Raw genomic sequence first — 23827 nt, 5'->3', positions numbered from 1 at the left:
GCCGGGCAGTAAGTGCACTGACTTGGTGCGCTCGGCTGATTTAGATAAAGGGAACGAAGGGGATGTTTTTCTTTTCGGGTGGTTTGCCGCTGAGCGGGCATTCCGGGCGTACGCCGTAATCGGCCTTTTTACAGGGGTTGATTTTGCGCTTCTGCGTCAGGGAGATGCGCTGCATGTGGAACGGCTGGCTGGGGGTGCGCTCGATGATGCGGCCTTCCTGATCAATCACTTCCACTGCCAGTTGGTGGGTGCCACGGTCGATATTCTCCAGCGGGAACACCGGGCTGCTGCCCGCTTCACCCACTTGTTGACCGTCCATGAGCAGGCGGTAGCTGTGCTGCGGGTACAGGCCCGGCTCGCTGTTGATACTGACAATCAGGTTGCCGGCGCTGTCGCGGATGGTGGCGTCGGGCTGCGGTACCAAAATGCGCAGCAGGCTGTAGCGCTGCGCAGGTTGCGGCGGGGCGCTGAGAGTCTGGGTGGGCGCTGGCGTCTGCATGGCTGGCATCGAGTTGCTGGGCGCCAACTCGACACGCTCGGCATTGCCGGACTTGGGTTTGTCGGTGAAGACGCGATTGCCTTCGGCGTCTATGTAAGTGTAGACCTGCGCCAGTGAGGGCAGGGCAAGCAGCATCAGGCCGCAGAACAACAGGTTGCGCATAGGTCAGGGAGCTGGCTTGGGTTTAGGTGTCGGGCGTAGGGCTGGGCTACTGGTGTTGACCCGCTGTACGGTAAAGGTGCTGGTGGCGCTTTGCTGAATCGAGTGTTCGCCGCTGAGCACTTCCACGGCCAGGCTGTGCTCGCCACGGTCGGCATTGCTCACTTGCAGGCGCGGCACGTTGCTCGGCTGGCCATAAGGCTTGCCATCGAGTAGCAGGCGTAGGCGGTGGTTATTGGCCAGGCGCGGTTCTATCGTCACCCCGACGCTGAAGGTGCCGTTGTTGGCGCGCATGGCTTCATCGTCAGGCAGGCCTGTGAGCTGCAGTGTGCTGTAGGGCGCGGCCTGTACCGTGGTATCGCTTAGCGGCGCTGCTGGAGCGCTGGGGACTGGCATCGACACGCTATTGGTGGCCGGCAACTCGACGCTTTCGCTCGCTTGGCCCTCAGGTGGCTGGTCGGTGAACACCGTATTGCCATTGGCGTCGGTGTACTTGTAGATCTGTGCACTGGCTGGCAACGCCAGGCTCAGCAGCAGGCAGATGAGTAGAGGGCGCATGGCCTGACTCTCCCGGTTAATGTGTCCTAAGCGTTGCACTGGCCAGGCGCTCTGGCAAGCGTGTTGATGACTGCGCGTGTGCCAGCGCAGAAAACACCGGGTTAAACGGTGCTGTTGGGTTCTCACGCAGCGGCCATTAAACGCAAAAAGGCCACCCGAAGGTGGCCTTTTGTGTTGCGCGCTGGCTTAGACGCTGTAGTACAGGTCGTATTCCAGTGGGTGTACGAAGGTGCGAACCTTAACTTCTTCTTCCGATTTCAGCTCGGTGAAGGATTCCAAGAAGTCCTTGGTGAATACGTCGCCCTTGAGCAGGAAGTCGTGGTCGGCTTCCAGTGCTTCCAGTGCTTCTTTCAGGCTGCCGCACACTTGCGGGATCAGCTTGGACTCTTCTGGAGGCAGGTCGTAGAGGTTCTTGTCGGCTGCGTCGCCAGGATGGATCTTGTTCTGGATGCCGTCGATACCCGCCATCAGCAGTGCCGCGAAGCACAGGTACGGGTTGGCTGCCGGGTCCGGGAAACGTGCTTCGATACGACGGCCGCGTGGGCTGGCAACGTAAGGAATACGGATCGAGGCCGAGCGGTTGCGTGCCGAGTAAGCCAGCATCACCGGCGCTTCGAAGCCAGGCACCAAGCGCTTGTAGGAGTTGGTGGCTGGGTTGGTTAGGGCGTTCAGCGCCTTGCCGTGCTTGATGATGCCGCCAACGAAGTAGAGGGCGGTATCCGACAGACCGGCATAGCCTTCACCGGCGAAGGTGTTCTTGCCGTCTTTGGAAATCGACATGTGTACGTGCATGCCCGAACCGTTGTCGCCATACAGCGGCTTCGGCATAAAGGTCGCAGTGCGGCCGTAGGCTTCGGCTACGTTGTGTACGCAGTACTTGAGGGTCTGTACTTCGTCGGCTTTGGTCACCAGGGTGTTGAAGCGCACGCCGATCTCGTTCTGGCCGGCTGCTACTTCGTGGTGGTGCACTTCAACGAACTGGCCCATTTCTTCCAGAGCGTTGCACATGGCGGTACGGATTTCGTGATCCGAGTCAGCTGGCGGAGTCGGCAGGTAGCCGCCTTTCACGCCGATGCGGTGGCCATTGTTGCCCTGGCGGCCTTCGGTGTCGGCGTCGCTGTTCCACGAGGCTTGTTCGGAGAAAATCTTGAACATCGAGCCAGACATATCCGACTTGTACTTAACGGAGTCGAAGATGAAGAACTCTGGCTCCGGGCCGACGAATACGGTGTCGCCGATACCGGTGGTTTTCAGGAACTCTTCGGCACGCTTGGCGATGGCGCGTGGGTCGCGCTCGTAGCCCCGCATGGTCGACGGCTCAATCACGTCGCAGACCAGGATCAGCGTTGGCTCTTCGGTGAACGGGTCCAGGACAGCGGAGCTGTCATCCGGCAGCAGGATCATGTCGGAAGCTTCGATGCCTTTCCAGCCTTCGATGGAGGAGCCGTCGAACATCTTGCCGACTTCGAAGAAGTCTTCATCCAGTGCGTCGCGTGCTGGCATGCTGATGTGGTGCTGCTTGCCGCGAATGTCAGTGAAGCGCAGGTCTACCCACTTCACGTCGTGCTCTTTAATAAGTTGAATCGACTTCGACATGCTGTCCTCCAGGTGGCTAAGGCTCGAATGCTGAGCCCCTCAATTATTTGGTACGGCCGGCGGCATAGTCCACCGGCGCATCCTGCCTCACAAGAGAGCAAATTGCATGCCAGTGCACGGGAGTGGGCGTGAGCCCTGAAATTAAGGGCTTTCCTGGGTCGTATGGCGCAATTCAGGTAATATCGGCACTATAATGGTGCGTAATAATTCTTGAGAGCACCTATATGGTGCGTTATTTGCTGTGTGAGGATTTTTGATCAAAGTGTGAGCAATTTCCGCTATAATCCGCGCCCCTGTTTTTTCGCGGCCTCGGCACTCATTGTTTCCATGAAACTGATCGTTAAAGTCTTCCCAGAAATCACCATTAAAAGTCGGCCGGTGCGTAAGCACTTTATCCGGCAGCTGGCGAAGAATATTCGTTCGGTTTTGCGTGAGTTCGACCCCCAGCTGCAGGTCAGCGGCGTGTGGGACAACCTGGAAATCGAAACCCAGATCAGTGAGCCGAAAACCCTGCAGGCGATGATCGAGCGTCTCAGCTGCACGCCGGGCATCACCCATTTTCTTCAGGTTGATGAGTACCCGCTGGGTGATTTCGATGACGTGCTGGAAAAGTGCAAGCTGCACTTCGCTGATCAATTGCCGGGCAAGATTTTCGCCGTACGCTGCAAGCGTGCCGGCAAACATGCGTTCAGCTCCATGGATGTCGAGCGTTATGTCGGCAGCCAACTGCGTCAGCAGTGCGGTGCGGCCGGTATCTCGCTGAAAGATCCGGATGTTGTGGTGCGCATGGAAATCCGCGACCAGCGCCTGTTCGTCATCCATCACCAGCACGAAGGCCTGGGCGGTTATCCGCTGGGTTCGCTGGAGCAAAGCCTGGTGCTGATGAGCGGTGGTTTCGACTCCACCGTCGCCGCCTATCAGATGATGCGCCGTGGTCTGGTCACGCATTTCTGCTTCTTCAACCTCGGCGGCCGTGCTCACGAGCTGGGCGTGATGGAAGTGGCGCACTACCTCTGGCAGAAATACGGCAGCTCACAGCGCGTACTGTTTATCAGCGTGCCGTTCGAGGAAGTCCTTGGTGAGATTCTCGGCAAGGTCGACAACAGCCACATGGGCGTAATTCTCAAGCGCATGATGTTGCGTGCCTCCACGCGTATGGCCGAGCGCTTGCAGATTGAGGCGCTGGTGACCGGCGAGGCGATCTCTCAAGTCTCCAGTCAGACGTTGACCAACCTCGCGGTGATCGACTCGGCCACCGACATGCTGGTGCTGCGTCCGCTGCTGGCCAGTCATAAACAAGACATCATCAACACCGCCACGCAGATCGGCACCGCCGAGTTCGCCAAGCACATGCCGGAATACTGCGGAGTGATTTCGGTCAATCCGACCACCAAAGCCAAGAAGCTGCGTGTCGAGCATGAGGAAGCTCAGTTCGATATGACCGTGCTCGACCGCGCCCTGGAGCGTGCAACCTTGCTGCCGATCGACAGGGTGATCGATGAGTTGGGCAAGGATGTACAGGTCGAAGAAGTCAGTGAAGCCCTGGCCGGCCAGGTGATTATCGACATTCGCCACCCGGATAACGCCGAAGAGCAGCCTCTCGAGCTGCCCGGCATCGAGGTACAGGCGCTGCCTTTTTACGCCTTGAACAGCAAGTTCAAAGAGCTGGATGCTGCGCGCCAATACCTGCTGTATTGCGACAAAGGCGTCATGAGCCGTTTGCATGCCCATCATCTGTTGAGCGAGGGGCATGCCAATGTGCGCGTTTATCGTCCGACATAAAACGCCTGGGTTGAATGGCGGGAGCATCCGCCATCGCCCTCCCGACATACCGGCGGCGTGAATCAGGCTTTTACGCCGCCGAGCAGAAATCGCATTTAGTTAATACTCGCCCCCTACACTAGGCGGCACACCGAATCCTCTGATTGAGATACACACGTGATCGATAAACTACGCAACATCGCCATCATTGCCCACGTTGACCATGGTAAGACCACCCTGGTTGACGCCCTGCTGCGTCAATCCGGCACCCTGGAGCGCAGCGAGCTCAACGACGAGCGCGTGATGGACAGCAACGACCAGGAAAAAGAGCGCGGTATTACCATCCTCGCGAAGAACACCGCGATCAACTGGGGTGGCTACCACATCAACATCGTTGACACCCCCGGCCACGCCGACTTCGGTGGCGAAGTTGAGCGCGTGATGTCGATGGTTGACTCCGTGCTGCTGGTGGTTGATGCCCAAGACGGCCCGATGCCGCAAACCCGCTTCGTGACCAAAAAGGCCTTCGAAGCCGGCCTGCGTCCGATCGTCGTGATCAACAAGATTGACCGTCCTGGCGCGCGTCCGGATTGGGTTCTGGACCAGATCTTCGACCTGTTCGACAACCTCGGCGCGACCGAAGAGCAGCTGGACTTCAAAGTGGTTTACGCCTCGGCCCTGAACGGTGTTGCTGGTCTGGATCACGCAGAGATGAGCGAAACCCTGGACCCGCTGTACCAGTCGATCATCGACAACGTGCCGGCCCCAGCCGTTGACGTTGATGGCCCGTTCCAGATGCAAATTTCGGCACTGGACTACAACAGCTTCCTCGGCATTATCGGCGTTGGCCGTATTGCCCGTGGCAAGGTCAAGCCAAACACCCCAGTAGTGGCTATCGACGCCAACGGCAAGCGCCGCAACGGTCGTATCCTCAAGCTGATGGGTCACCACGGCCTGCACCGCGTGGACGTTGAAGAAGCCGGCGCGGGTGACATCGTCTGCGTCAGCGGTATGGACCAGCTGTTCATCTCCGACACCCTGTGCGACATCAACAATGTTGAAGCGATGAAGCCGCTGACCGTCGACGAGCCAACCGTTTCCATGACCTTCCAGGTCAACGATTCGCCGTTCTGCGGTAAAGAAGGCAAGTTCGTCACCAGCCGTAACATCAAAGAGCGCCTGGACAAAGAGCTGCTGTACAACGTGGCCCTGCGTGTTGAGGAAGGCGACAGCGCCGACAAGTTCAAGGTTTCTGGCCGTGGTGAGCTGCACCTCTCGGTACTGATCGAAACCATGCGTCGCGAAGGCTTCGAAATGGGCGTTGGCCGTCCAGAAGTGATCATTCGTCTGGTCGACGGCGTTAAGCAGGAACCCTTCGAAAACGTCACCATCGACACCCCGGAAGAATCCCAGGGCAAGGTCATGGAAGAGATGGGCCTGCGTAAGGGCGACCTGACCAACATGGTGCCGGATGGTAAAGGCCGTGTACGTCTGGAATACAACATCCCTGCGCGTGGTCTGATTGGTTTCCGTAACCAGTTCCTGACCCTGACCAACGGTGCTGGCATCCTGACTTCGATCTTCGATCGTTACGACACCATGAAGTCGGGCCACATGTCCGGCCGTCAGAACGGTGTACTGGTTTCGGTTGAAACCGGCAAGGCACTGACCTACTCCCTGGAAACTCTGCAGGCGCGTGGCAAGCTGTTCGTTGAGCACGGTCAGGAAATCTACAACGGTCAGATCGTTGGTCTGAACAGCCGTGACACCGACATGGGCGTCAACCCAACCAAAGGCAAGAAGCTCGACAACATGCGTGCTTCGGGTAAAGACGAAACCATCGCCCTGGTGCCACCGGTTCGCTTCACCTTGGAGCAGGCCCTGGAATTCATCCAGGACGACGAGCTGTGTGAAGTGACGCCGAAGTCGATCCGTCTGCGTAAGAAGATCCTCGACGAAGGCGAGCGCACCCGCGCTGCCAAGAAAGCCAAGAACTGATCCAGTTCTAGCTAACTGAAAAGCCCCCGCCGGCGAGAGCCGGCGGGGGCTTTTTCTTGCGTGGGTAAAAAGTGGCTGACCCAACAGGTTGTTAACGGAATTTTCACAGGCGGGCTGGCATAAAGGCTGCGGTCATTCAGTTGTCATGAGGTTGCTATGTCTGCAGGGCTGCAAGTGTCGCCGGGTAAACGCGTGGATTGGGCTGGGTTGGGTTGGGCGTTTTTGTTCTTCTGGTATTTTTCCGGGGTTACCCAGTTATTGATCCAGCTGACCGGTACGGCAGGGTTTTCCGGCTTTCGTCAGGCGTTTTTGGTCAGCGCTTTGTGGCTGGTGCCCTTGCTGTTGTTTCCGGCGCGAGCTCGGCAATTAGCCGCGGTGATTGGCGCGCTGTTGTGGCTTTGTTCATTGGGCAGTTTTGGTTACTTCCTGGTGTACGGTCAGGAGTTCTCGCAGAGCGTGATCTTTATCATGTTCGAATCGAACATCAATGAGAGCCGCGAATACCTGATCCAGTACTTCGCCTGGTGGATGCTGCCGGCATTTTCTGCCTATGCGTTAGGTGGCTGGCTGCTCTGGCGCAAGGTGCGTCCGGTGTATTTGTCACGCCCAGGCGCCTTGTTCGCCGCCGCGATCGCGGTGTTTGTCTCGGTGGGTTATCCGGCGCTACGCCAGTTCAGCAAGCACGACAGCTGGCAGGCTGGTTTTGACAACTTTACCCAGCGCATTGAAGCGGCCACGCCGTGGCAGCTGGCGGTGGGTTACAAGAATTACAGCGAGCAACTGGCCAATATGCAGGTGCTGTTGGCCGAGAATGCCAGCATTGCGCCCTTGGCCAATCTGCAGGATGCCCACGCCGGGCAGCCCGCGACTCTGGTGTTGGTGATCGGCGAATCAACCAACCGTCAGCGCATGAGCCTGTATGGCTACCCGCGTCAGACCACCCCGGAGCTGGATGGGCTGCGTGATCAGTTGCAGGTATTCGACAACGTGGTAACGCCGCGGCCGTACACCATCGAAGCGCTGCAGCAGGTGCTGACCTTTGCCGATCAGGAGCATCCCGAGCGTTATCTGACCACGCCGTCGGTGATCAACCTGATGAAACAGGCGGGCTATAAGACCTACTGGATCACCAACCAGCAGACCATGACCAAGCGCAACACCATGCTCACCACGTTTTCCGAGCAGGCCGATGAGCAGTTCTACCTGAACAACAACCGTGAGCAGAACGCCCGTCAATACGACGGTGATGTGCTGGCACCGTTTGCCAAGGTGTTGGCCGATGGTGCGCCGCGCAAGTTCATCGTGGTGCACCTGCTCGGTACGCATATGAGCTACCAGTACCGTTATCCACCAGCGTTCGAGCGTTTCACGGACCGCAGTGGGGCGCCGGATAACGTTACCGACGATCAGCTGCCGACCTATAACAGCTACGACAATGCGGTGCTGTACAACGACCATGTGGTCGCCAGCCTGATCAAGAATTTATCGGCGGCGCAGGCTAATGGCATGTTGCTGTACCTGTCTGACCATGGTGAAGCGGTATTCGATGCGCCCAAGCCGGACGTGCTGGGGCGTAACGAGGCGGCACCCACCAGTCCGATGTACACCGTGCCGTTTATTCTGTGGAATTCACCCCAGTGGCAGGCGCAGCAAGCGCGTGACTTCAGCGCGGCGCTGTCACGGCCGTACAGTTCCTCGCACTTTATCCACACCTGGGCCGACTTGGCCGGGCTGCGCTTTGATGAATATGACGCGCATAAAAGCCTGGTCAGCAATGACTTCCAGCCGATGCCGCTATTAATTGGTAACCCGGCGCAGCCAAAGAGCTTGATCGACTTCAGTTTGATCAAGCCGAAGCCGGCTGCCCGCCTCAATCAGCTTGCGCAGCGTGAGAAGGGCTCTAAGGCCAAGCTTTAAGCGCGCTGGAGTAGCGCGAGTGACGGCCACTTGGCTGAAGCTCAGGGCATCAAGCGATTAGGCAGCGTATGACTTGCTGCCTTGAGGCTGAGGTCGGCAGGGGCACCTGTTGAGAATGCTGGCGCCTTGCCGTTGCCGCCGCGGCATGGCGCTGCCGTTGCGCCTTCTCGCCCGCATGTAAGGGCGGGAGCGCCATGCCATGCACACATTGCCGTCTCGGCCGTGTACGCGGTGCTCAGCTTTTCGGCTTATAAGCGCAATAGCCTGGGCGCGGGCCGATTTTCGGATGGTTGCGGCAGGTGTCCGGGCGCTTTTCGTAGATGGTGCACAGGCGGGTCTTGCGGTCCAGGTAGTAGCAGTCGTTATTGCTCATGCGGGTTATGGTGAACGTCCCCGACTTTTGGTGGAAACGCTCGACAAGACCCTCTTTCTGTAAGCGTTTAGCGATGTTCTTCGGTGGCTCGCTGCGCTCGAACTCGTCGACCACGCCAATACGGATCAGGTCGCCTAGGCGCACTTCGACCGGCAGGGTGCAGCAGCTGGACATGCAGCTGTGGCACATGTCGGCGGTGTATTTAGCCCAAGTATCCAGGCGGTCGAGTTCGGCGGCGGCAATCAGGTTGTTTTTCATCGGGCTGGGCGTGTGTCGGTTGGACGGCGGGCGATGATAGCGGGCCTGAAAGATTTTTGAATGACAATCTGCCGGCTGGTTGCATTTTGCCTAGCCGTGGCTGAGCAATAGTTACCTGTGCTGTGATGCGCACGGCATCCGTCTCTTTGGGTAAGGTACGAGCAGCCTCTTATACTGCGGCGACACTCTGGCCGACATTTGTTCGCACGTTGTTCGGGCTATATCTATTTAGGGATGCAGTGCATGCAATTGATTTTCATGCTGCTTGGCCTGGTGCTGGGCGCTTTGGCGGATGAAACACTGAGCGCCGCGCTGATTGGCGCATTGCTTGGCCTGGGGCTTGGTCAGGCACTCAGAATGCACGGATTGGCACGTGAAAACGCCGCGCTAACCGCGCAGCTTAAGGCCGTCACCCAGCGTTTCGAGCAGGGCACCGCCGCACTTTATGCGCGTTTAGAGAAACTGGAGCAGAGTGCCGCTGCTGCGCCTGAGCAACCACCCGCGCCGGAGCCTGTCAGCCCTGCAGTTGAGCCGGCATCTGTCGCCAGTGCTCAGGCGGCTGAGGCTGAACTCGATTGGACGCTGGACTTTGATCAGCCTGAGCCCGGCGCCGAGCCGCTAGCAGCGAAGCAAACAGCGCCTGAGGCGCAAACCGCAGCAGCCACGGCATCTCCTAGGAAACCGTCGACGCCACGTCAGCCGAGCCTGATTGAGCGTGGGTTTAGCGCTGCGAAGAGCTGGTTGCTGGGTGGCAATACGGTGCTGCGCGTCGGCGTGGTGCTGTTGTTTCTCGGGCTGGCCTTCCTCCTGCGTTATGCCACCGAGGGCGTGGTGGTGCCGGTAGAGCTGCGTTATGCCAGCGTGGCCGCCAGTGCCATCGCGCTGCTGGGGCTGGGCTGGTGGCTGCGCGTGCGCAATCCCAGCTATGCATTGATGTTGCAGGGCACCGGCGTTGCCGTGCTGTACCTGACTGTGTTCGCCGCCATGCGCCTGCATCCGTTGCTCGCCCCTGCTGTCGCGCTGGGCTTGCTGGTGCTGGTGACGCTTTTCTCGGCGATTCTGGCAGTCAAACAGGACGCTCTGGGGCTTGCCGCTGCTGCTGCACTGGGTGGTTTCGCCGCGCCGATTCTGACCTCTACCGGCAGTGGCAGCCATGTGGCGCTGTTCAGCTATTTTGCTCTACTCAATGCCGGCATCTTTGCCATCGCCTGGTTCAAGGCCTGGCGCGTGCTCAACATGATCGGCTTTGTCGGCACCTTCGGCATCGGTTTCGCCTGGGGCATCCGCGCCTACACCCCGGAATTGCTCTGGAGTACCGAGCCATTCTTGCTGCTGTTCTTCCTGATGTATGTGGCCATCGGTCTGTTGTTTGCCCGGCGTAAGCTGCGTGAGGCGGCAGATGCGCCCGAGGGTCGTGATCAACTGCTGCGCTGGGCGGCGCGCAAGGGCGACTATATCGATGCCACTGTGTTGTTCGGCCCGCCGCTGATGGGCTTTGGCTTGCAGTTCGCCCTGGTGCAGCATATCGAGTTCGCCGCGGCCTTCAGTGCCCTGGCCCTGGGTCTGTTCTACTTAGTCCTGGCGCGGCTGCTGGTCAATCGTACTGGTGAGCGTGCCGTGCTGCTGGTGGAAACCTGCCTGGCGCTAGGCGTGGTGTTCGCTAGCCTGGCCATACCATTGGGCCTGGATGCGCGCTGGACCTCAGCGGCCTGGGCCGTGGAAGGCGCGGGGATTTACTGGCTGGGCCTGCGCCAACAGCGCGGTTTGGCGCGGGCGTTCGCTCTATTGCTGCAGGTGGGCGCAGCGTTGGCGTTTGCCATCGGTCTACGCGGGGGTGAGCACAGCCTGCTGGACGGTGCGCCGTTGGGCGCGCTGATGCTCGGTGTAGCTCTGCTATTCAGTTACTGGCAATTACGCCAGAACGCCGCTGCAGCGAGCCGTTGGGAAGTGCGCGGCATGCCGTTCTTGGCCTGTTCCGGGCTGGCCTTTCTCTACCTGATCGCGCCGTTACTGTTTGCCGCCCAAGGCAGCGCGATCAGTTGGGCGATTGCCGGTGTGCTGACCTTATGGCTGGGCCTGCGCCTGCAAGCCCGTAGTTTTCTGTTCAGCGGCTTTGCCGTGCAGTTGCTCGGCGGCCTGCTGTTTATGCTGGATATGGCCAGCAATGCCGTCGCCGGGGCGGGCGGTTTTTCCGCCGGCTGGCAGGGCTTGCTGACGTCCTCGCTGATCGGTTTTGGGCTGATTGGCGGGATGCTGCTGGCCGCCCGTGATCCGCAGATCAGCCAGGATCGCCGCTTGTTGCGCGGCCTGTCTGCGGTGCTGCTGGTCGGCCTGGTATTCCTCAACCTGGCGGTGCTGTTCGTCTTGCCCTGGGCCACCGCCAGCGCGGTGTGGGGGGGCGGCGGGCTGCTGATCATCTGGCTGAGCCTGCATCTGCAGCAGCGGGCCAGCTTTATCTTCGGCCTATTGTTGCAGGTGCTGGCTGGCTTGGTGTTTCTCGCGGTCAGCCCGTTGTTGTTTGGTCAGTTGTCTGCCGAGGGTATTCGGCCCCTGGCCCATGTGGACTTCTGGACGCCACTGGTGCTCGGTGTGGCGGCCTTGATCGGTGCCTGGCGCTTGCAGCAGCTGGCGCGCCGCGAAGTGCCGAACGCTTTGGGCAATGTCAGCCTGCTGGGCTTGGCGCAGCTGTTATTGGTGTGGGGCGCCGCCTGGTGGGCCGTGGCCTTGAGCAGCGAAGTGCTGCGTTTTGTCGCCGCCGAATGGCAGGCCAATGCTTTGCTGGCGCTATTGGCGGGCAGTGTGGCGTTGGCGGCGTTCCTTGCGCCGCGCACGCGTTGGGCTGAACTGGCGGTGCTCTGTTGCCTGCTGATTCCGCTGGCTGGCGTGGTGATGCTGCATGCCTGGCACACCACCTATGAGCCCGCCGCGCAGTTCGGCTGGTTGGCCTGGGCGCTGCTGTTTGCCGTGCATTTTTGGGCATTATGCTGCCTGGCTGGGCAGCTGCCAGCGGGCGCTCTTAGCGCGGCACATGTACTCGGTTGCTGGTTATTGCTGGGTGTATTGGCCTTGGAATTGCGTTACCTGTTCTTGGTCATGTCGGAGCAGTACAACGCCTGGCGCTGGTTGGGCTGGGCGCTGCTGCCGAGTGGCTATGTGTGGTTGATGTCGCTGCAGCGGCGCTGGCCTTGGCCGGTGGGCGTGTACCTGCGCGAGTACCGTTTGCTGGCAGCAGCCCCATTGGCGTTGTTGCTGCTGGGCTGGTTCTGGCTGGCTAACGCCGTCAGTGCCGGTGATGCAGAGCCCTTGGCTTATTTGCCGCTGCTTAACCCGTTGGAGCTGGGCTTGTTGTTTGCCCTGGGTGCAGCGTTCGCCTGGGCGCGCATGGGGTTGGCTGAACTGGGCATGAGCACAGTGCGCAGCCAATGGTTGACCCAAGCGCTGGCGGGGGCTTCGCTGTTTGCCTTGCTCACGGCGATGGTCATGCGTACTGCTCATCATTGGGGCGGCGTGCCGTATCAGCTGGATGCGTTACTCGACTCAATGCTGGTGCAGGCGGGCTTGTCGATTGTCTGGACGCTGATAGCTCTGCCGCTGATGGTCTTCGGTAATCGTTTGGCGCGGCGCGAGCTGTGGTTGCTTGGCGCGGCGTTGATCGCAGTGGTGGTGGCCAAGCTGTTCTTTGTCGAGCTGAATAACCGCGGTGGCCTGGAGCGCATCGTGTCATTTATTGGGGTGGGTGTATTGCTACTGGTGGTGGGCTACTTCGCCCCCTTGCCGGCCCGCCCGGCGGATGCGGAACAGCCGCAGGAGCACGCATGATGAGTCGTTTAACCCGCGCAGCGCTGAGCATGCTGTTGGCTGGAGCGCTGTTTAGTGCCCAAGGCTTGGCGCAGGAAAAAATTGATGACTACGCCGTGCAACTGCCGCTGACCCTCGCTGGCGAAGGCCCTTGGTATCGGCTGGATGTGCCAATGGCGCTGCATTTCGCCGCGCGCTATGGCGACCTGCGTGATCTGCGGGTGTTCAATGCTGAAGGCCAGACGTTGGCCTATGCACTTGTCGCCGGGCAGGGCGATTTGCGCGAAAGCCCGCAGGAACATGCGGTGAAGGGGTTCCCGCTGTATGCCGAGCAGGGCGACAGCATAGGCGTGCCCAATCTGCGGGTGCAGCGCAGCAGCAGTGGTACCTTGATCGAGCTGCTCGATGAGCCTGAGGGGGCGGCCAAGCCGGCGCTGTTGCGTGGTTGGCTGCTGGATGCCAGTGCGCTCAAAGAGCCACTGGTGAGCCTGAAGCTGGATTGGGCGGATGGCCAAGACGGCTTTCAGCGCTTCAGTATTGAGGCCAGCGATGACCTGCAAGCCTGGCAGTCTTGGGGTACTGGGCAACTGGCGCGCCTGGCGTTTGCTGGCGAGCGTGTCGAGCAGCGTCAGGTCGAGCTGCCCGGGCGCAAGGCGGGCTACTTGCGCCTGCTCTGGCAGAGCCCGCAGCAGGCGCCGCAGCTGACCGCAATATCCTTGCGCAGCCAGCGCAGTGACCATGTCCCCGCGCCCTTGGTGTGGTCTGAACCGCTGACGGCGACGCTCAGCGCGGACGGTCACTACTGGTGGCAGCTGCCGTTGGCGTTGCCGCTGCAACGCCTGCAGGTTGAACTCAGTCAGGCCAATACCCTGGCGCCTATCCGTGTCACGGGGCGCAGCGAAGGCAAGGGGGGCTGGCAATCGCTGGCTCAAGGCTTGCTCTATCGGCTGCCGGAAAACGGCACGCAAATTCGTCAGGATGAATTACCGCTGCCAGGCTGGGCGGTGCAGCAGCTGCGCCTGCAGATCGACGAGCGCGGCGGTGGCCTTGGCAGCGAACCCCCGCCAATCAAGGTGGCGGTGCGTGCTACGCAGTTGGTATTCCTGCAGCGCGGCAATCCACCTTACCGGCTGGCCCTTGGGCGGGTAGGCGCTGAGTCGGCTGCGTTGCCGTTAACCACCTTGATTCCAGGTTATCAGCCGCAGCGCCTGGCGCAGTTGGGTACGGCTAAAGCGCAGTTGCAGGATGGTAAGTTGCAACAGCAAGCGCAGAGCGTCGATGCCAATAACCAGTGGCGACGCTGGGGGCTATGGCTGGTACTGCTGCTCGGTGTGGGGTTGCTGGCCTTGATGGCGGCCAGTTTGCTGCGTCGGCCCAGTGCCGATTAGCGCGCTATCGCGGCTCTTTTGCTGAAATAAAGCCCAGCTGATTCGGGCGCTTACAGTATTGTTAGCCGATTAATTTGATTGGACTTTGAGGTCAGGAAGGCTCTTGCGTATTACGACGATGAGCAGTTTTGCGATGGTGCGCGCGCGTTTGCCCGTTGGGTTGTGCCGGCGTGATCAGGTGTTTTGTTTAGCGGTGCCCTGCCGATGAATGCCTGCGAGGATTCCGGCTGGGCGCTCAGTGCCCCGGTATTACTGACCGCTGCGGTGTGTGTAGGCGTGCTGCTGTTGGCGCGATGGGTTACCCGGCAGCGCTACTTCCCTGGGCGCGAGAGCTTTATCGTGCTGCATCTGGCCAGTCTCTGGTGGATGGTGGCGGCGAGCCTGGAAATGGCGATGCAAGGCCCGCAGTGCAAGATGTTCTGGGCGAGTATGGCCTGGCCAGGCATTCTCATGACGCCCACCTTCTGGGCGGTTTTCCTCTGGCAGTACATCAACAGCGTGCGACAGCCACTGCCGCTGCGCAGCGGCCTGGGCCTGGCCGTGGTGCCGCTGCTGATCTGGCTGATGGCCCTGAGTAATCCCTGGCATGGGCTGTTCTATGCGGCGGGTACCGCGCCACTGAGTGATGAGTTGGGCGCACCGATCCGCTATCAACACGGTCCGCTGTTTTATGCGGCTGCGGCCTACGTGTATCTATTTATGACCTTTTGCATGGGCGTGGTGTTACGCGCAGCGATCGTCAGCCATGGTGTGCACCGCCGGCATTTCCTGGCATTTGTTTTGGTCACCGCAGTGCCCTGGGCGGCCAATATCAGTTATGTGGTGTTTGGCTGGATGTTATTCGGCTTCGACCCGACGCCGTTCAGCTTTGCCTTTACCTTGCTGGCGTTTGCCTGGCTGATTGTCGGGGTGCGGCTGTTCGACCTGTTGCCGGTGGCCCGCCACCTGTTACTGGAGGCGCTACTCGACCCGGTACTGGTAGTGGATGCGCAGCTGCGCGTGATTGAGGCCAACCCGGCAGCGCTGAAACTAGCCGGTCTGCGCAGAGGTTGGCAAGGGCGGCCACTGGTGGATTGGCCGGTCCTTGGGGCTGATCTACGGTTGTTGCTCGGCGAGCCGGTGTCGGGCGAGCAGGAGCGCCTGCTGACCCTGGCCAATTCGGCGCGTTATTTTGAAGTGCGTGTACGCGCTATCGAGCGCGAGACTCATCGCGGCACCCTGATATTGGGGCAAATGCTCTATCTGCGTGACGTCACCCAGCGTCATCTCAGCGAATTGAAACTGGCCGAAGCCCTGGCCCTGAGCGAGGAGCGTTTGCGCACAATCTCCAACCTGCATGAGCAACTGCAGGAACAGGCCCTGCGTGATCCGCTCACGGGCTTGTATAACCGTCGTTATCTGGATGAGTTCTTTGCCCGCGAACTGTCCGTTGCGCAGCGCGAGCGCACGCCGATTTCCTTGGCGCTGATCGATCTGGACCATTTCAAACGGCTCAACGATGAGCATGGCCACCTAGAGGGAGACGATGTACTCAGGGGCGTTGCACAGCACCTGCGGGATAACCTGCGCAGTTCGGATGCGGTATTCCGCATCGGTGGCGAAGAGTTTCTGCTGATCCTGCCGCGCGCCAATGCACATGAAGCCCGTGCGCGACTGGAAACCATCTGCCGTGAACTGGCAGCCCATCCGTTGCCGACTCGCGGTGGCGCGCGCTACGTGACCCTGTCCGCAGGCCTAGCGCTATGGCCCGAGCAGGGGCTGGTGCTGGATGAGTTGCTGCAGATAGCTGATGCGGCGCTTTATCAGGCCAAGGATGAGGGGCGTAATCGGGTGTGCAGCCTCGCCTGAACCGTTGGGCGCGGCGCGGTGGAGCGCCTTCTATCCAGCGCTAAGGCGCTTTGTCCGCTAAAGGGGTAAACTGCGCGCGATTTCCTATCCTCCGGAGCCCTCCATGTCCCGCGTTACCCTCAGCCGCTACCTGATCGAGCAGACCCGCTGCAACAACACCCCGGCCGATCTGCGTTTCCTTATCGAAGTGGTCGCACGGGCCTGTAAGGAAATCAGCCATCAGGTGTCCAAGGGCGCGCTGGGCGGCGTACTGGGCAGCATGGGTACCGAGAACGTGCAGGGCGAGGTGCAGAAAAAGCTCGACGTGATCTCCAACGAAATTCTCTTGGAGGCCAACGAGTGGGGCGGTCACTTGGCCGGCATGGCCTCGGAAGAGATGGACAACGCTTACCAGATTCCTGGCAAGTACCCGAAGGGTGCCTACCTGCTGGTATTCGACCCGCTGGACGGCTCCAGCAACATCGACGTCAACGTTTCGGTCGGCACCATCTTCTCGGTGCTGCGTTGCCCGGATCGCAACGGCGCTGAGGGTGACCTAGGCGAAGAAGCCTTCCTCCAGCCAGGCACCGAGCAGGTGTGCGCCGGTTACGCCATCTACGGTCCGCAGACCATGCTGATGCTGACCCTCGGTGACGGCGTCAAGGGTTTCACCCTGGATCGCGAACTGGGCAGCTTCGTGATGACCCACGACGACATCAAGGTGCCGGAAGCGACCAAGGAATTCGCCATCAACATGTCCAACCAGCGCCACTGGGAAGCACCGGTGCAGCGTTACGTCAGTGAGCTGCTGGCGGGCGAAACCGGGCCGCTGGGCAAGAACTACAACATGCGTTGGGTCGCGGCGATGGTTGCCGACGTACACCGCATCCTCACTCGCGGCGGTGTGTTTATGTACCCGCGCGACAGCCGTGATCCAGCGATGCCCGGCAAGCTGCGTCTGATGTACGAAGCCAACCCGATGGCGATGATCATCGAGCAGGCGGGCGGCGTGGCTACCAACGGCACCGAGCGGATTCTCGATATTCAGCCGACCTCCTTGCACCAGCGCGTTGCTGTCTTCCTCGGCTCCAAGGAAGAAGTTCTGCGCATCAGCGCTTACCACCGCGAGTAAGCGATGCAGCCCTGGCAGCCGTTACTCGACTGGTGGTTCGGCCCCGGCGTAACGGCTGCCGAGGTGGCGGCCAGCCGCACAGCGCTTTGGTTTGCCAAGCAGGACCAACAGGATGATCAGGCCCGCGAGCAATTTGCTGGCCTGGTCGAGCAGGCTCTGGCGGGGCAGTTGCAAGGCTGGCCGCGTGAGCCGCAGGGCTGGCTGGCGACCTTGCTGTTGCTGGACCAGCTACCGCGCATGATCTTTCGCAACACCCCGCGTGCCTTTGCCGGCGATGCGCTGGCTCGCCCTTTGTCGTTGCATGGGCTGAGTCAGGGCTGGGATCAGCAGTTATTGCCGATTCAGCGCGTGTTCGTCTATCTGGTGCTGGAGCATGCCGAAGAGCTGGCGCTGCAGAATCAGGCCGTGCAGCTGTTCAGTAGCTTGCATCAGCAGGCTGCGACTGCTGAGCGTGAACTGTTTGCCGGCTACCTGGATTATGCCGAGCGCCACCAGCAGGTCATTGCCCGTTTTGGCCGTTTCCCTCACCGCAATCACATTCTCGCTCGCTCCTCCAGTCGCGAAGAATCTGCCTTTCTGCGGGAACCTGGCTCGCGCTTCTAGCATCCAAGCAGGCAAGCTCGGTATTGCTATGCCAAGCTGGTCTTGGTCATTTCCTCAGGAGTTCCTCATGTCTCTGCGCGTCGCCGCACTACTTGCCGGCTGCCTATTGTTAGCGGCTTGCAACAAGGTTAATCAGGATAATTACGCCAAGCTCAAGCCAGGTATGAGCAAGGTTGAGGTCGAGAACTTGCTCGGTAAGCCTTCCGAATGCGCAGGTGCCTTGGGCATCTCCAGCTGCACATGGGGCGATGAGCAGCGCTTTATCAGCGTGCAGTACGCCGGTGAGCAGGTCTTGCTGTTTTCCGGCAAGGGGCTGAAGTGATGCGCTGGCTGGCGGTGCTGGTCGCAGCGGTAACGCTGCTAGGTTGTGCCAACTCAGGCACCGGGGTGGTGCCGCCGAAAACCGTAGAGCGGGTTGATCTGCAGCGTTATCAGGGCACTTGGTATGAGCAGGCGCGTTTGCCGATGTTCTTCCAGCGCCATTGTGCGCAGTCCGAGGCCAGGTATACGCTGCAAGAAGATGGGGCGATTGGCGTGACTAACCGCTGCCGCACCTTCGATGGCGATATTCAGCAGGTGCAGGGCCAGGCCGTACCTCAGGTGCCAGGCGAAACCAGCAAGCTTTGGGTGCGTTTCGACAACTGGGTGAGCAACCTACTGCCGGGGCTGACCAAAGGAGAGTACTGGGTGCTCTATCTGGATGACGACTACCAGGCTGCACTGGTCGGGCATCCCAACCGCCAGTACCTGTGGCTGTTGACGCGTGATCAGGAACTCAGCGCGCCAACCCGCGCGACCCTGCTCGAAGAAGCGCGCCGCCGTGGTTATGACACCGCTGAGCTGATCTGGCGGCGCAGCGATGTGCCAGCGCCGCTTTAACGCTGACGAGGTGGCTCACTATCAGTGCTTCGGTGGATATCCGATGGCGCTATTGCCAACTCAGGCGTGCCAGCTGCCACTGATGATTTTCCAGCCACCACTCCATCTTTACGCTGTAGTGACGGGCGCTGTCGGGGATCAGGCCTTCGGCCCCGGCCAGGCCTACTTGAGCCGCAGTATGGCCTTTCTCACGGTAGTTCGCGTCTAGGTAGCTGTCCTTGCTCAGGGCCAGCACCTTGATGTTTTTGTGGCGCATAAACAGCAGCAACATCGTGCGCTGCGCCCAGTCGCGGTCAAACTCGCCTTGGGCCGAGAACTGTGGGTGCAGTTGCTCGAGTACCGCGCTGTTTTTCTTCGCTTCGAGGTTGTCCTGCAGTTGCTGCACGGCAGCTTCGAGGGCGGCTTGTGGGTCATCTTGATTGCCGCAGCCGCCGAGCAGGCTGCAAAGCATTACGAAAGCGAGGGCAAATATCCGTATCGGCATGTTCAATTCCTGTTTCATGGTTATGATGCCCGGCAGAGCGTCAAATGCCGGCACCCGCTGGTGCCTCGCGCAGGCCGCGACGCTACGCAACGCTTTATTCAGGTCAAGTCAGGAGCATGCCATGCAGACCTTGTATCCGGAGATTAAACCCTACGCCCGCCATGAGCTGGCGGTGCAGGCACCGCACGTGCTGTATGTCGACGAAAGTGGTTCGCCGGATGGTCTGCCCGTGGTGTTTATCCACGGCGGTCCGGGGGCCGGTTGTGATGCCGCCAGTCGGCGTTATTTCGACCCTAATCTATATCGCATCATCACCTTCGACCAGCGTGGCTGCGGCCGCTCCACGCCGCATGCCAGCCTGGAGAACAACACCACCCAAGCGCTGATCACCGACATGGAAGTAATACGCGAGCAGTTGGGCATCGACAAATGGGTGCTGTTCGGTGGCTCCTGGGGTTCGACCCTGGCCCTGGCCTACGCGCAGGCCCATCCGCAACGCGTACATGGGCTGATTCTGCGCGGCATCTTCCTTTGCCGCCCGCAGGAAATCAGCTGGTTTTATCAGGCCGGTGCCAGCCGCCTGTTCCCGGATTATTGGGAGGATTACCTGGCACCGATCCCGCTGGATGAGCGCGCTGACCTGGTGCAGGCCTTCTATAAACGCCTGACCGGCCCTGACCAGATTGCCCAGATGCATGCGGCCAAGGCCTGGTCGACCTGGGAAGGCCGCACTGCCACCCTGCGGCCTAATCCGCAGGTGGTGGATCGCTTTAGCGAGAGCCATCGTGCGCTGTCGATTGCCCGCATCGAGTGCCATTATTTCGTCAACAACGCCTTCCTTGAGCAGGGTCAGCTGCTCCGTGACATGCCGAAGATCGCCCATTTGCCGGGGGTGATCGTGCATGGCCGGTATGACGTGATTTGTCCGCTGGATAACGCCTGGGCCTTGCATCAGGTATGGCCGAACAGCGAGCTGCAGATCATTCGCGATGCTGGCCACTCGGCCGCCGAGCCGGGAATCACCGATGCCTTGGTGCGAGCCGCGGATGACATGGCCAGCCGCCTGCTCGACCTGAGGCCGGACGAAGCATGAAAGCACTGATTCAGCGGGCGCGTGGTGCCCGCGTGGAAGTGGCGGGCGAGGTGGTTGGCGCGATTGATCAGGGCCTGCTGGCGCTGGTCGGGGTTGAGCCGCATGACACCCCGGCCAGCGTCGAAAAAATCCTGCACAAACTGCTCAACTACCGGGTGTTTAGCGACGCGGCGGGCAAGATGAACCTGTCGCTTAGTGATATCGCTGGCGGCCTGTTGCTGGTTTCGCAGTTCACACTGGTAGCCGACACCAAGAGCGGTCTGCGTCCCAGTTTCTCCAGCGCCGCACCGCCGGCCCTGGGCGCTGAGTTATTTGATCTGCTGGTGACGCAGGCGCGGGCTAAACACCCGCAGGTGGCCACTGGGCAGTTCGGTGCCGACATGCAGGTGCACCTGGTCAATGACGGGCCGGTGACATTCTTGCTGGAAAGCTGAGTCGTCTGGCGCCTGCTGCGCTGTTCAAAGCGCACCCGGCGAGCGCCTTCCGCGCAGTGTTAAAACAGCCGCGCCAGTAGTGCAGTGACCGCCGTTTCTACGCGCAGAATGCGTTCTCCCAGCTGCACCGGTTGCAGGCCGGCCTGCTGCAGCTTTTCCACCTCATAGGGGATCCAGCCGCCTTCCGGGCCGATGGCCAGGGTGACTGGCTGCTCGACAGCCCGGGGACAGGCCGGAAAATCTCCGGGATGGCCGGTCAGGCCGAGGGTGCCGGCGGCAATGCTGGGCAGATGGTCTTCGACGAAGGGTTTGAAGCGTTTATCGATGATCACCTCGGGCAGTACGGTATCGCGAGCTTGTTCCAAACCGAGGATCAGCTGTTCGCGAATCGCCTCGGTTTCGAGAAACGGGGTTTGCCAGAAGCTTTTTTCCACCCGATAGCTATTCAGCAAAATCACCCGGGGTACGCCCATGCTGCTGACCGTTTGCAGCACCCGGCGCAACATCTTCGGTCGTGGCAGGGCCAGCAGCAGAGTGAGCGGCAGTTTGCTCGGTGGTGGCTGGTCGAGTTGCACCGACAACTCGGCCTGTTCAGCATCCAGGCGCAGTAGCTGGCCGCTGCCCATCAGGCCATTCAAGCGGCCAACGCGCAGGCTGTCGCCGGCTTCGGCGCGGTGTACTTCATGCAGGTGTTTAAGGCGGCGGCCGCTCAACAACACGCGGTCGGCGGCGATAAAATCGCCGTCTTCGAGTAGCAGCAGGTTCACGGTTGTGCGGCTGGCGGTTGATCGTTGGGCGCGTCTTGGCTGTCGGTTTCGTCCGCCTCATCCTGTTCCGCGCGACGCTTGACCAGGCTGCCGCACAGCAAGCCGGCCTCAAACAGCATCCACATGGGCACCGCCAGCAAGGTCTGCGAGAAGATGTCGGGCGGCGTCAGCACCATGCCGACTACAAAGCAGCCCACCACCACGTACGGCCGGCTTTTACGCAGGGTGGCAACATCTACCACACCAATCCAGATCAGCAGGAAGGTGGCAATCGGGATTTCAAAGGCCACGCCGAAGGCAAAGAACAGGGTGAGGACAAAGTCCAGATACTGACCGATGTCAGTCATCATCTCCACGCCTTCCGGAGTCACGCTGGCGAAGAAGCCGAACATGATCGGGAACACCACGAAGTAGGCGAAGGCCATGCCGCCGTAGAACAGCAAGATGCTAGAAATCAGCAGCGGGATGGCAATGCGCTTCTCGTGCTTATACAAGCCCGGCGCGATAAAGCCCCAGATCTGATGCAGGATGATCGGGATGGCCAAGAATAGCGCCACCATCAGGGTCAGCTTGAATGGCGTGAGGAACGGCGAGGCCACGCCGGTGGCGATCATCGTCGCGCCTTCCGGCAGGTAGGCACGCAGCGGTGCGGCGACCAGCGCGTAGATGTCCTGGGAGAAGTAGAACAGCCCGGCAAACAGCAGGAATACCGCCCCGACAATCCGCAGCAGGCGTGTACGCAGCTCAGTCAGGTGTGAGACCAGGGGCATTTCCTGATCGCTGTCCGTTAGTCGGCTCATGGCTGCGGGCTTTTATCCTGGCTGCTGGTTTCTGGTGCGGCGGGCGTGTCGCCCAAGCTGCTGAGGGGGGCGTTGAGCTTCTGCTTGGCCGCGTTCATTTCACGCTCAAGCTCGAGAATCTGCTCGTTATGCAGCTGGCGGCGAATTTCGTCCGCGCCGATCTCGCGCTCGACCTCAGCTTTGATCGCGCTGAAGCTGCGCTTGATTCGGCCGATCCACAAACCAGCCGTGCGCACCGCGCCGGGCAGGCGATCGGGACCCAATACCAAGAGGGCGACGATGCCGACCAGCAGCAGCTCGGTAAAGCCAATATCGAACATGGCTTAGTCTTTTTTCGCCGGCTCTTCGACCTTGCGCGCCTGGGCGTCAATGGTCTGGCCTTTGGGCTCTTCTACGGCCGGTTTGTCGTCTTCGTTGCCCATGGATTTTTTGAAGCCCTTGATCGCATCACCGAGATCGGAGCCCAGGCCTTTGAGGCGCTTGGTACCGAACAGCATGACCACGATCAGTAGGATGATCACCAGTTGCCAGATGCTAATTCCACCGAATCCCATAACGCGTACTCCGAAGTAAGAGGTTGATCAGCGGATGATTACAAATTACTGCGCTCGGCCATGCTGCGTTGAAATCAGCCTCAGAATGCTCATGTACAGCTCGTACACTACGCTTTTTCGGCTAGTTTCGCCTTGCCTGACCATCGCTCGCTACTTTTGTAAACACCCTCTTAGTTGTGTGGCCGCGCGGCTTTTTCCGCGTGCCCGGACAGGCCAAAACGACGATCCAGCTCGTCCAGTACAGCTTGTGGATGCTGGCCAAGGGCGGCGAGCATGACCAGGCTGTGGAACCACAGGTCAGCGGTTTCGTAGATTACATCGCTGCAGTCACCGCTTAGCGCAGCGTCTTTGGCGGCAAGGATGGTTTCCACCGACTCCTCGCCGACTTTTTCCAGAATTTTGTTCAGGCCCTTGTGGTACAGGCTGGCGACGTAGGAGCTGTCGGCGGCCGCGCCTTTGCGCGACTCGAGTACTTCGGCCAGGCGGCTGAGGGTGTCGGTCATGCCCGTGTCACTCATGTTTGTTCCCTGCGCTATAGATGGCGTGCGGATCTTTGATTACCGCCTCGACAGTTTTCCAGCTGCCGTTCTCGAAGACCCGGTAGAAGCAGCTTTCACGGCCGGTATGGCAGGCGATGCCGCCAATTTGCTCGACTTTAATGATGATCACGTCGGCATCGCAATCCAGGCGCAGTTCATGCAGCTTTTGCACGTGGCCGGACTCTTCGCCCTTGCGCCAGAGCTTGCCGCGCGAGCGCGACCAATAGATCGCACGTTGTTCGGCAGCGGTCAGTGCCAGGGCTTCGCGGTTCATCCAGGCCATCATCAGCACGCGGCCGGTTTTATGGTCCTGGGCGATTGCCGGCACCAGGCCGTCGCTGTTCCAGTTGATTTCGTCGAGCCAGTCAGTCATCGCAATATCCGCCCGTGCAGGGCTACTTGATTCATAA

Annotated in this window: 23 protein-coding genes; 12 read left to right on the top strand and 11 right to left on the bottom strand. The window is 60.3% G+C overall.

The genetic code is table 11. The features are described 5' to 3' along the window. Positions 1-40: 40 nt before the first annotated feature. The 3 genes from Q0V31_RS04495 to glnA all read right to left on the bottom strand — a co-directional run bounded on the left by Q0V31_RS04495 (position 41) and on the right by glnA (position 2812). The gene (locus Q0V31_RS04495) at positions 41-661 is read right to left on the bottom strand and encodes a DUF4124 domain-containing protein (protein ID WP_298184909.1); all 621 of its coding nucleotides are present in this window, start codon (positions 659-661) and stop codon (positions 41-43) included. 3 nt (positions 662-664) lie between these two features. Beyond that, positions 665-1216, bottom strand: coding sequence for a DUF4124 domain-containing protein (locus tag Q0V31_RS04490; RefSeq protein ID WP_298184907.1), 552 nt, complete (start codon positions 1214-1216; stop codon positions 665-667). A 186-nt stretch (positions 1217-1402) separates the two neighbouring features. Beyond that, entirely contained in the window at positions 1403-2812 is a 1410-nt protein-coding gene (gene glnA, locus Q0V31_RS04485; RefSeq protein WP_298184905.1) for a type I glutamate--ammonia ligase, read from the bottom strand. A gap of 327 nt (positions 2813-3139) precedes the next feature. Here glnA and thiI point away from each other — a divergent pair, with 327 nt between their 5' ends. The 3 genes from thiI to cptA all read left to right on the top strand — a co-directional run bounded on the left by thiI (position 3140) and on the right by cptA (position 8488). Further along, positions 3140-4594, top strand: a complete 1455-nt coding sequence (gene thiI, locus Q0V31_RS04480) for a tRNA uracil 4-sulfurtransferase ThiI (protein WP_298184903.1) — start codon at positions 3140-3142, stop codon at positions 4592-4594. Between the two features lie 156 nt (positions 4595-4750). Beyond that, on the top strand, positions 4751-6571 hold the full coding sequence (gene typA, locus Q0V31_RS04475) for a translational GTPase TypA (protein WP_298184901.1): 1821 nt from the start codon (positions 4751-4753) through the stop codon (positions 6569-6571). A 156-nt stretch (positions 6572-6727) separates the two neighbouring features. Continuing rightward, complete coding sequence (cptA, locus tag Q0V31_RS04470; protein WP_298184900.1) at positions 6728-8488, top strand: phosphoethanolamine transferase CptA; 1761 nt, start codon at positions 6728-6730, stop codon at positions 8486-8488. Positions 8489-8723: 235 nt separating this feature from the next. Here cptA and Q0V31_RS04465 read toward each other — a convergent pair whose 3' ends face one another. Then, a complete protein-coding gene (locus Q0V31_RS04465; RefSeq protein WP_090244227.1) occupies positions 8724-9119 on the bottom strand; it encodes a YkgJ family cysteine cluster protein in 396 nt (131 codons plus the stop codon). 243 nt (positions 9120-9362) lie between these two features. Between Q0V31_RS04465 and Q0V31_RS04460 the strand changes: the two genes are divergently transcribed. From Q0V31_RS04460 to Q0V31_RS04430, 7 genes are all read left to right on the top strand, one after another. Continuing rightward, positions 9363-12938 (top strand): DUF2339 domain-containing protein, encoded by a 3576-nt coding sequence (locus Q0V31_RS04460; RefSeq protein WP_298184896.1) that lies wholly within the window; start codon positions 9363-9365, stop codon positions 12936-12938. After that, positions 12935-14305, top strand: coding sequence for a DUF3999 domain-containing protein (locus Q0V31_RS04455; RefSeq protein ID WP_298184894.1), 1371 nt, complete (start codon positions 12935-12937; stop codon positions 14303-14305). The genes Q0V31_RS04460 and Q0V31_RS04455 overlap by 4 nt, the downstream gene beginning before the upstream one ends. A gap of 204 nt (positions 14306-14509) precedes the next feature. Next, positions 14510-16153 (top strand): histidine kinase N-terminal 7TM domain-containing protein, encoded by a 1644-nt coding sequence (locus tag Q0V31_RS04450; RefSeq protein WP_298184892.1) that lies wholly within the window; start codon positions 14510-14512, stop codon positions 16151-16153. Between the two features lie 103 nt (positions 16154-16256). Continuing rightward, complete coding sequence (locus Q0V31_RS04445; RefSeq protein ID WP_298184890.1) at positions 16257-17264, top strand: class 1 fructose-bisphosphatase; 1008 nt, start codon at positions 16257-16259, stop codon at positions 17262-17264. A 3-nt stretch (positions 17265-17267) separates the two neighbouring features. Then, positions 17268-17867, top strand: a complete 600-nt coding sequence (locus tag Q0V31_RS04440; RefSeq protein ID WP_298184888.1) for a DUF924 family protein — start codon at positions 17268-17270, stop codon at positions 17865-17867. A 67-nt stretch (positions 17868-17934) separates the two neighbouring features. Further along, positions 17935-18189 (top strand): outer membrane protein assembly factor BamE, encoded by a 255-nt coding sequence (gene bamE / locus Q0V31_RS04435; protein WP_298184886.1) that lies wholly within the window; start codon positions 17935-17937, stop codon positions 18187-18189. Beyond that, entirely contained in the window at positions 18189-18746 is a 558-nt protein-coding gene (locus tag Q0V31_RS04430) for a lipocalin family protein (RefSeq protein ID WP_298190908.1), read from the top strand. The genes bamE and Q0V31_RS04430 overlap by 1 nt, the downstream gene beginning before the upstream one ends. 49 nt (positions 18747-18795) lie before the next feature. Here the strand turns inward: Q0V31_RS04430 and Q0V31_RS04425 are convergent, their stop codons facing one another. Then, entirely contained in the window at positions 18796-19230 is a 435-nt protein-coding gene (locus Q0V31_RS04425; protein WP_298184884.1) for a hypothetical protein, read from the bottom strand. A gap of 121 nt (positions 19231-19351) precedes the next feature. Here Q0V31_RS04425 and pip point away from each other — a divergent pair, with 121 nt between their 5' ends. Both pip and dtd read left to right on the top strand, forming a co-directional pair. Continuing rightward, positions 19352-20323 (top strand): prolyl aminopeptidase, encoded by a 972-nt coding sequence (gene pip / locus Q0V31_RS04420; RefSeq protein ID WP_298184882.1) that lies wholly within the window; start codon positions 19352-19354, stop codon positions 20321-20323. Further along, complete coding sequence (gene dtd / locus Q0V31_RS04415; RefSeq protein ID WP_298184880.1) at positions 20320-20757, top strand: D-aminoacyl-tRNA deacylase; 438 nt, start codon at positions 20320-20322, stop codon at positions 20755-20757. Before pip ends, dtd begins: the two co-directional genes overlap by 4 nt. 59 nt (positions 20758-20816) lie before the next feature. Here the strand turns inward: dtd and Q0V31_RS04410 are convergent, their stop codons facing one another. The 6 genes from Q0V31_RS04410 to hisI form a co-directional block, all read right to left on the bottom strand. Continuing rightward, entirely contained in the window at positions 20817-21524 is a 708-nt protein-coding gene (locus Q0V31_RS04410; protein ID WP_298184878.1) for a 16S rRNA (uracil(1498)-N(3))-methyltransferase, read from the bottom strand. Then, positions 21521-22324 carry a twin-arginine translocase subunit TatC gene (tatC, locus tag Q0V31_RS04405; protein WP_298184876.1) on the bottom strand — a complete coding sequence of 268 codons (804 nt, stop codon included), beginning with the start codon at positions 22322-22324 and terminating at the stop codon, positions 21521-21523. Before tatC ends, Q0V31_RS04410 begins: the two co-directional genes overlap by 4 nt. Continuing rightward, positions 22321-22644, bottom strand: coding sequence for a Sec-independent protein translocase protein TatB (gene tatB, locus Q0V31_RS04400; RefSeq protein WP_298184874.1), 324 nt, complete (start codon positions 22642-22644; stop codon positions 22321-22323). The genes tatC and tatB overlap by 4 nt, the downstream gene beginning before the upstream one ends. Before the next feature lie 3 nt (positions 22645-22647). Next, positions 22648-22878 carry a twin-arginine translocase TatA/TatE family subunit gene (gene tatA, locus Q0V31_RS04395; protein ID WP_298184871.1) on the bottom strand — a complete coding sequence of 77 codons (231 nt, stop codon included), beginning with the start codon at positions 22876-22878 and terminating at the stop codon, positions 22648-22650. A gap of 170 nt (positions 22879-23048) precedes the next feature. Beyond that, complete coding sequence (locus tag Q0V31_RS04390) at positions 23049-23381, bottom strand: phosphoribosyl-ATP diphosphatase (RefSeq protein ID WP_298190905.1); 333 nt, start codon at positions 23379-23381, stop codon at positions 23049-23051. A gap of 7 nt (positions 23382-23388) precedes the next feature. After that, positions 23389-23790 carry a phosphoribosyl-AMP cyclohydrolase gene (gene hisI, locus Q0V31_RS04385; RefSeq protein ID WP_298184868.1) on the bottom strand — a complete coding sequence of 134 codons (402 nt, stop codon included), beginning with the start codon at positions 23788-23790 and terminating at the stop codon, positions 23389-23391. Positions 23791-23827: the final 37 nt, after the last annotated feature.

The organism is uncultured Pseudomonas sp. (assembly GCF_943846705.1).
In the GTDB taxonomy this organism is placed as follows: Bacteria; Pseudomonadota; Gammaproteobacteria; order Pseudomonadales; family Pseudomonadaceae; genus Aquipseudomonas.
This window is presented reverse-complemented; position numbering and strand designations above follow the sequence as displayed.